This window comes from Protofrankia sp. CiP1_Cm_nod3 (assembly GCF_982290655.1).
Genome location: NZ_CEVIVD010000184.1, coordinates 1 through 7,726 on the forward strand (window position 1 = coordinate 1; position 7,726 = coordinate 7,726).

9 protein-coding genes are annotated in these 7,726 nt (G+C 71.7%); 6 read left to right on the forward strand and 3 right to left on the reverse strand.

Translation table 11 applies throughout. The features are described from left to right. The first annotated feature begins 302 nt into the window (after positions 1-302). From AC5LUJ_RS21955 to AC5LUJ_RS21980, 6 genes are all read left to right on the forward strand, one after another. Positions 303-692: a hypothetical protein gene (locus AC5LUJ_RS21955; RefSeq protein WP_250284654.1), complete on the forward strand. Its 390-nt coding sequence runs from the start codon at positions 303-305 to the stop codon at positions 690-692. Beyond that, entirely contained in the window at positions 689-1,615 is a 927-nt protein-coding gene (locus AC5LUJ_RS21960) for a DUF7064 domain-containing protein (RefSeq protein ID WP_250284653.1), read from the forward strand. The genes AC5LUJ_RS21955 and AC5LUJ_RS21960 overlap by 4 nt, the downstream gene beginning before the upstream one ends. Further along, positions 1,612-2,793, forward strand: coding sequence for a phosphotransferase family protein (locus AC5LUJ_RS21965; RefSeq protein ID WP_250291687.1), 1,182 nt, complete (start codon positions 1,612-1,614; stop codon positions 2,791-2,793). The genes AC5LUJ_RS21960 and AC5LUJ_RS21965 overlap by 4 nt, the downstream gene beginning before the upstream one ends. Next, positions 2,790-2,963 carry a hypothetical protein gene (locus AC5LUJ_RS21970; RefSeq protein ID WP_250284651.1) on the forward strand — a complete coding sequence of 58 codons (174 nt, stop codon included), beginning with the start codon at positions 2,790-2,792 and terminating at the stop codon, positions 2,961-2,963. Before AC5LUJ_RS21965 ends, AC5LUJ_RS21970 begins: the two co-directional genes overlap by 4 nt. Further along, positions 2,960-3,754 (forward strand): enoyl-CoA hydratase/isomerase family protein, encoded by a 795-nt coding sequence (locus AC5LUJ_RS21975; RefSeq protein WP_250284650.1) that lies wholly within the window; start codon positions 2,960-2,962, stop codon positions 3,752-3,754. Before AC5LUJ_RS21970 ends, AC5LUJ_RS21975 begins: the two co-directional genes overlap by 4 nt. A 61-nt stretch (positions 3,755-3,815) precedes the next feature. Further along, entirely contained in the window at positions 3,816-4,853 is a 1,038-nt protein-coding gene (locus tag AC5LUJ_RS21980; RefSeq protein ID WP_250284647.1) for an LLM class flavin-dependent oxidoreductase, read from the forward strand. On the opposite strand, the gene AC5LUJ_RS21985 is transcribed toward AC5LUJ_RS21980, so the two are convergent. From AC5LUJ_RS21985 to AC5LUJ_RS21995, 3 genes are all read right to left on the reverse strand, one after another. Further along, entirely contained in the window at positions 4,824-5,777 is a 954-nt protein-coding gene (locus tag AC5LUJ_RS21985) for an ABC transporter permease (RefSeq protein WP_493465647.1), read from the reverse strand. The genes AC5LUJ_RS21980 and AC5LUJ_RS21985 overlap by 30 nt on opposite strands. Continuing rightward, entirely contained in the window at positions 5,770-6,630 is an 861-nt protein-coding gene (locus tag AC5LUJ_RS21990) for an ABC transporter permease (protein ID WP_250284643.1), read from the reverse strand. The genes AC5LUJ_RS21985 and AC5LUJ_RS21990 overlap by 8 nt, the downstream gene beginning before the upstream one ends. Positions 6,631-6,766: 136 nt before the next feature. Continuing rightward, positions 6,767-7,726 (reverse strand): ABC transporter ATP-binding protein (locus AC5LUJ_RS21995; RefSeq protein ID WP_493465648.1); only part of this gene is annotated, 960 nt, incomplete at its 5' end.

Genomic DNA, 7,726 nt, shown 5'->3' on the forward strand with positions numbered 1-7,726 from the left:
GTCAAGGGGGCCGGGGGAGGAGGCCTGGGCGCGCACGGCCGCGATGTGCTGGTCCAGCTCCGTCCAGAGCTGTTTCTCGACGTAGCCACGGACCGCCCGGGCCCGCGCGCGCTGGCTGCGGATGCGCTGCGGCAGCTCGTCCACTGCCTGGCAGCGTAGCGCAGCTACGTGACACAGGGCGTGCGCATCACAGGGCGGAGCTGTCTACGCCCAGAGGGGGAGGGCGTTCACTCGCCGGGCCGTAGCCCCCGATCAACAACGGTGGCAGCGTCCTGGGGTGCTACCGGAGGAGGCACGGGCCCATGAGCGTGGCAGCCACACGACCAACGACCGCACCGCCAAACAGCACATCACCAGTCAGCGGACCACTGAACACCACGATCCAGTCGATCTTATCCGAGCCCACACTGTGCCAGGCGTTCTTACGGGTGGCGGACGCCAACGCCGACCACCTGGCGCTGAGCGGCTTCGGCGAGATCCTCGTCGGCGGCGTCACGGTCATGCCCGGCTACTTCGAGGACGCGGTGCGGCGGGGCAACCAGAGGCTCGCGCGGATCGAGCAGGCCGAACGCCGGAAGGTGCTCGACCACGACTGGGTGCCCGGAGGCGACGAGCTGACCCCGACGGCGAAGCTTAGGCGCAGGCCCGTCGAAGAGCGTTACGCCAAGATCATTGAGGGACTCTACGCATGAGCGTCACGTCCGCCACCGGCCACATCGTCGAGAGCGACGACCTGCGCCACCGGGTCGCGCCGGGTGTGAAGACCCGCGACAGCCTGTTCTGGACCCTGGTCCTGCCCGACGAGCGGATCGCCGCGCAGGTGTACGTCTGGACCGACGGGCGCGGTGTCGCCGGCCGGCAGGTCTGCGTCTACTTCCCCGACCGCGAGCGGAACGTCGTCCTGGGCGCCTTCAACGTCGAACTGGGCGACGCCAGCGAGCTGGACGACTGGCACTGCGCGGGCCTGTACCTGCGCCAGCCCGATCCGCTGCGCACCGCCGAGATCGTTTTTGCCGGCGACGAGGTGAGCATCGACTACCGTTTCGAGGCCAGCCACCGGCCCTTCAGCTACCGCGAGAACCCGGCGGGCTGCCCGCCGTGGATGGCGGCCAACCGCTTCGAGCAGGCCGGGCGCGCGTCGGGCACCCTACGGATCGGCGAGCGGGTCATCCCGTTCGCGGACGTGTGGGCGCACCGCGACCACTCCTGGGGCCGGCGGCACTGGAGCGCGGTGCAGCACTGGAAGTGGCTCGCCGCCGGTACCCCGTCGGGCGCGGAGCTCAACGCGATGTTCCACATCGCACGCGGCGAACTGGGCGTCAACGGCTACGTGCTGCGCGGCGGCGAACCGGTGGCGATCGTCGACAGCCGCCACCACGCCACCTACGACAGGGACATGGGCCAGGAGAGCCTGGAAGCCGAGCTGACCGACGCCCACGGCGGGACGACGCACCTGTGGATGCGGCGCTACGCCATCCTGCACCTGCCCGTCGGCTCCGACACGCTGATGTCCGAGGCTGCCTGCCAGGTGACCATCGACGGCGAGGCCGGCGCCGGGCAGTTCGAGACGCTGTGGCCCCGCGGCTACCTGAAGCGGCTGGTCGACGCGCAGTGAGCGCATCCTCCGAGACCGCCCCGCCCGCCGAGACCATCGGGGCCGTCCCGCCCGCCGGGGCTGCCCTGCCCGCCGGGGCTGCCCTGCCCGCCCTGCCCGCCGGGGCCGTCCCGTCCGCCGGGCCTGTCCCACCTGTCGAGGCCGTTGCGTCCGGCGGGAGCGCGCCGCCCTTCGACGTCGGCCGGCTCGAGGCCTACCTGCGCGGTCTTGGGCTGTGCCGTGGGCCGATCACGCTGCGGCGCATCGGTGAGGGCCACTCCAACCTGACCTACCTGGTGTCCGACGGCGAGTGTCGGGTGGTGGTGCGCCGGCCACCGCCACCGCCGATCCCGCCGGGCGGCCACGACGTCGTCCGCGAGGCGCGGGTGCAGCGGGCGCTGGGGGACGAACCGGTCCCGGTGCCGCGGATCCTCGCCGTCGAGGAGTCCACCGCGGTGATCGGCGCGCCGTTCTACGTCATGGCACACGTCGCCGGGATCGTCGCCACCACCCGCACGCCACCGGCGCTCGACACGCCGGCCGGCAGGCGCGCGGTCGGTGAGGCGCTCGTCGACACGCTCGCCGCGCTGCACCGCGTCGACCACGCAGCCGCGGGCCTTGGGGATTTCGGGCGGCCCTCCGGCGACGTCACGCGTCACCTGCGGCGCTTCGCGCGGATCGTCGACCCCGACGGGCACGGCCTGCCGGGGGAGCTCGGCGCGCTGCTGGACTGGCTGGTGGACGACCCGCCGGCGCCGGCCGCGCCGGCGATCGTCCACGGCGACTTCCGGCTGGGCAACGTCATGCTCGCCGCCGGCCCGCCCGCCCGGCTGGTCGCCGTGCTCGACTGGGAGCTGGCGACGATCGGCGACCCGCTGCGCGACGTCGGCTACCTGCTGGCCACCTACGCGGTGCCCGGCGAGCCACCGCACGCGCTGACCGAGATGAGCGCGGCGACCCTCGCCGACGGCTACCCCTCCCGCGCCGAGCTGGCCGCCCGCTACGCGGCCGCCACCGGCACCGAGGTGCCCGACGTCGACTGGTACACGGCGATGGCCCTGTGGAAGCTCGCCGTCCTGTTCGAGTACCAGCGCCGCCGGGTGGCCGACGGGATCGGCGACGCCTACTACTCCCGGCCCGGCCTCGTCGAGGGCTTCCTCGCCGCGGCCCGGCCCCTCACGACAGGAGCGAACCTGTGATCGCCTTACCCGTCGGAACCGGCATCGAGGCGTTCGCCTGCCGGGACCGCGGCCGCGCCGAGCGCCGCGAAGCCTTCACCCGGCCGCGCCGCGGCCTTTCGAACCTCACCAACGTCTCGGACGTCACCAACGGGATGCGCGGGGTGCCGGCGACCTGGGCGGTGAAATGAGCCAGGCTGCGGACAAGGTCCTCTACGAGAAGAAGGGGCCGATCGCGTACGTCACGCTGAACCGGCCCGAGAAGCACAACGCGATCGATCCCGATGCCAACGAACGCCTGCGGGAGATCTGGACGGACTTCCGTGACGACGAGGAGATCCGCCTGGCGATCCTCACCGGTGCCGGGGACAAGGCGTTCTGCGCCGGGGCGGACCTGTCGACGATGGTCGGGCACTGGACGGGCGCCGGGCCGAGCCTCGGCCGCGAGGCGCTGCCCAGGGGCTTCGCTGGCGGGATCACCCGCGGGCTGCACCGCACGAAGAAGCCCGTCATCGCCGCGCTGAACGGCTACGTCATCGGCGGCGGCCTGGAGCTCGCGCTGGCCTGCGACATCCGCGTCGCCGCCGAGCACTGCGTGTTCGGCTCGTTCGAGCTACGCCGCGGGATGCACCCCGCCGACGGCGGCATCGTGCGCCTGGTGAACATCTGCGGCGCGGGGATCGCGCTCGAGTTGGAGCTGACCGGCGAGCCGATCGACGCCCGGCGGGCGTTGCAGTGCAACCTCGTCTCCCGGGTCGTGCCCGCCTGCGAGCTGATGGCCTGCGCGGAGGACCTCGCGGCAAAGATCCTGCGCAACCCGCAGCGCGCCGTGGAGTCGGCGAAGGACACGATCCTCGAAGTCATCGGGCGGCCGCTGGAGGACCAGCTCCGCATCGAAGCGCTCTACGGCTATTCGATCATGGATAATCCGGAGATCGACGCCGAGCGCAAGCGCTTCCTCGCCGAAGGCGACCCGCGATGACCGGCCGCTCCGCCGCCGGCAGCCACCCCGCCGCGTTCGCCGGGCGCATACAGGAGCAGTCGTGACTGAAGCGGTCAACATCGGCCTGTCGATCTTCAGCGACGACCTCGCGCGGTACCCGGCGCCCGAACGCCGCCGGCTGCTCGGGCTGGCGGCCGAGGCCGGGCTGGGGCACCTGCACTGCGGCGACCACGTGAGCTTCCACGGCGGCTACGGCTGGGACGGCCTGACCAACGCCACGATGCTGCTCAACCTGCAGGACGAGCTGCCCGTGCACGTCGGCATCTACCAGCTGCCGCTGCGCCACCCGACCACCGTCACCCGGCAGCTGTCGACGGTGTGCGAGATGCACCCGGGCCGGCTCGTGCTCGGCGTCGGTGTCGGCGGCGACGACCGCAGGGAGATGGAGGTCTGCGGCGTCGACCCGCGCACCCGCGGTAAGCGGACGGACGAGAGCCTGCGGATCATCCGCCGTCAGATGACCGGTGAGGCCGTGACGTTCGCCGGCGAGATCTTCAACCTGGTCGACGCGGCGGTGCACCCGGTGGTCGATCCGCCCGTGCCGCTGCTCGTCGGCGGCCGTGGCGACGCGGCCCTGCGCCGGACCGCCAGCCTCGGCGACGGCTGGCTGGCCATCTGGGCCTCCCCGCGGCGGGTGCGCTCCTTCATCGAGCAGGTCGACGAGGAGGCGGCGCGCATCGGCCGCACCGGCGTCGCCTGGCGCCATGGCATCATCGTCTGGTGCGAGTTCGGGCCGGACCCCGACCGTGCCGCGCACCGGCTGGCCGAGAACATGCGGAACGTCTACAAGCTGCCCCGCGAGGCCTTCGAGAAGTGGTCGCCGGCCGGGCCGCCCGAGGCCGTCGCCGAGTTCTGCGCCCCGTACCTGGACACCGGGATCACCGACCTGACCTTCATCACCCAGGGTGAGGATCTGGCCGCCTCGATCCAGTCCACCGCCGAGGTCCGGAAGCTCCTGGGCCTGCCCGTCCCGGTGTCAGTGACGCGCCCGGCCCCGGGCGGGACGCATCCGGCCCGGGGCGAGACGTGCTCGGCCCGGGCCGAGAGATCAGCTACCGGTGGAGCGGTAGTGGCGTAGACCGGCGCGCCAGGCCACGGCGGCGAGGGTCAGCAGGACGGCGGCCACCAGCGGGGAGGCGAAACGGAACACGGACGGCAGGCCCAGCGGGTCGGGCTTGCCGAGCACGTACAGGGCGGGCTGCCAGTTGAGGAACGCCAGCGGGACGAGGAAGGTCAGCAGCCGCATCCCGTCCCGGCCGTAGATCGACATCGGGTACTGGGTCAGGAAGCTCCCGCCGTAGGTGACCGCGTTCATCGCCTCCGCGGCCTGCTCGACGGCGAACTGGAACGCCGCCCCGGCGATCCAGACCGCGCTGAAGATACCGACCCCACAGATAATCATAGTGGCGACGAGCAGGACGCGGCCAGGGGTCCAGGGCACGTCCAGCCCCGCGAGGGACAGCGCGAGAACGCCGACACCCTGGACGATCCCACCGAGACGGCGCGGGGAGAAACCGTCCGTGGCGACCTGCACGAGCAGCCCGGCCGGCCGGACCAGCATCACGTCGAGGCTGCCGTCCCGGATGCGTTCGCCGACCCGTTCCAGCGTCCCGAAGAACATGTTGGACACGGCAAAGGCGGTGCAGGACGTCCCGAAGAGGAAACCCACCTCGGCAAGGCCGAAACCGGCCAGGTGCGGCACGCGGGTGAACAGCACGCCGATCACCGCGATGTCCAGCCCGGTCGCCAGGAACTGCCCGACGGCCAGCAGCAGCACCGAGGCGCGGTACTGCCAGGCCACCCGCGTCCAGGCCGCCGCGAACAGCAGATAGTGCCGCACCGCTTCGTACCGGCGGCTCCGGCCGGGATGTTCGTCCCGGCTGTGCCGCTTGTTGCGGCCGGGATGTTCATCCCGGCTGGGCCGTTCGTGCTGGCTGGAACGTTCGTCCGAGCTGTGCCGGTTGTTCCTGCGGCCGGGGCGGGCCGCGCTGTTGTCAGCCACCCTGGACGACCAGCTTCCGGGTGGCGTGGGCGGTGAGCGCGCGGCCGGCCGCGAGGAGCGCGACGGCCCAGCCCACCTGGAACGCGATCGCCGCGACCAGCGACGCGCCGGTCCGGTTGCCGAGCAGGACGTCCGCCGGTATCTGCATCATCGCGGCGAAGGGCAGCGCCTCGGCAAGGTCCCGCAGCACTCCCGGCATGATCGTCAACGGCATGGAGATGCCGGAGAAGAACACCGTGAACAGGGTGTAGGCGCTTTCCAGCCCTCGCTGGTCGAGCAGCCAGAAGGTCGTGAGGGCGATCAGGTAACGCAGCCCGAAACTGACCAGGAAACCCAGGACCACGGACACGGCGAACAGCCCCCACACGCCGGCGGCATCCCACACACCGGCGGCGGACGCCGTGCCCGCGGCGGCGGCCGGGCTTGCGGGCGTCGGCAGGCGCAGGTCGAACAGGAGGGCCGCGACCAGCGTGGGCGGCAGTCCCCGGGTGAGCAGCTGGACTGCGGCGCGCCCGGCGTCGTCCGCCAGCCACCAGGTCTGGAAGCCCACCGGCCGAGCCATGTCCATCGCGACGGCGCCGGAACGGATGCGCTCGGGCAGGTCGATGCCGCCGCCGAACAGCGCCATCGACGTGATCAGCCCCTGCCCGAGGAAGACGAACGTCACGACGCCGCTGGTGTCGTACCCGCCGAGGCCGGGCCGCTGGTGCCACACCTGGAGCAGGACGTAGGCGCGGATGATCCCGAACACGGTGTTGGTGAACGCGCCCGCGACCGTGGCGGCCCGGTAGCCGGCATATCGCCGAGCGCTGTACCGGGCGACCGCGAGATAGGTGCCGACACCCCCTCTCACCGCGACGCCACTGTCAGCGCCGCCGTCGCTGATGACGCCGCCGTCGCTGATGACGCCGCCGTCGGTGATGCCGTTTCTCGCGGTGCCGCTGCCGACAGTGCCGCTGCGGGTGGTATAGCTCTCAGCGATGTCGCGGTCACGGGTTCCTCGCGCCCGAGGAGTCCACGATGCCCGGGGAACTCGCGGCGCCCGAGGAGTTCACACTGCCCGAGGTGCTCACGCTGCCTGCGGTGCCCGAGGTGCCCGAGGTGTACAGCCGGGTGATGATCTCCTCGATCGCCGGTTCGCGGATGGACAGGTCGACCAGCGGGTACCGGTCGGCCACGGCGGCGACCAGTGGCGCCGCGCTCTCGCCCGCCGGGAACGCCAGCCACTGGCGGGGCCCGTCCACCTCGACCACCCGGGTACCGGCCACGTCGATCGGCGGCCAAGGCTCGGCCAGGTCGACGACCAGGACGCGCTCCCCGCCGATCTGGGCGCGCAGGTCCGCCAGCCGCCCGTCGAAACCCAGCCGGCCGTGGTCGATGACGAGCACCCGCGGGCACATCTGCTCGATGTCGGTCATGTCGTGGGTGGTGAGCATGATGGTGGTCCCGCGCTCCCGGTTGAGCGCGGTGAGGAAGCCGCGTACGGCGGCCTTGGAGACGACGTCGAGACCGATCGTCGGCTCGTCCAGATACACGATCTCCGGGTCGTGCAGCAGCGCGGCCGTGAGATCGCCGCGCATGCGCTGACCGAGCGAGAGCTGCCGGACGGGCGTGTCAAGAAAAGAGGCGAGCTGTAACAGTTCGACAAATTGGTCGAGGTTTTCCTGATACCGTCCCGCCGGGATTCGGTAAATACGCCGGAGCAGATCGAAGCTGTCCCGCAACGGCAGATCCCACCACAGCGTCGTACGCTGCCCGAAAACCACCCCCAGCCGACGCGCCAGTTCCGTGCGCTGTCGGGACGGGTCAAGACTGCAGACCCGGATGCGCCCGGCGCTGGGCACCAGAATCCCGATCAACATCTTGATCGTCGTGGACTTCCCCGCCCCGTTCGGCCCCAGATACCCGACCATCTCCCCGGCGTCGACCCGGAAGGTCAGGTCACTCAC

Bases quoted from the DNA above. Each gene is read 5' to 3' on its own strand.
- AC5LUJ_RS21955 (WP_250284654.1), top strand. From the start codon at position 303: ATGAGCGTGGCAGCCACACGACCAACGACCGCACCGCCAAACAGCACA.
- AC5LUJ_RS21960 (WP_250284653.1), top strand. From the start codon at position 689: ATGAGCGTCACGTCCGCCACCGGCCACATCGTCGAGAGCGACGACCTG.
- AC5LUJ_RS21975 (WP_250284650.1), top strand. From the start codon at position 2,960: ATGAGCCAGGCTGCGGACAAGGTCCTCTACGAGAAGAAGGGGCCGATC.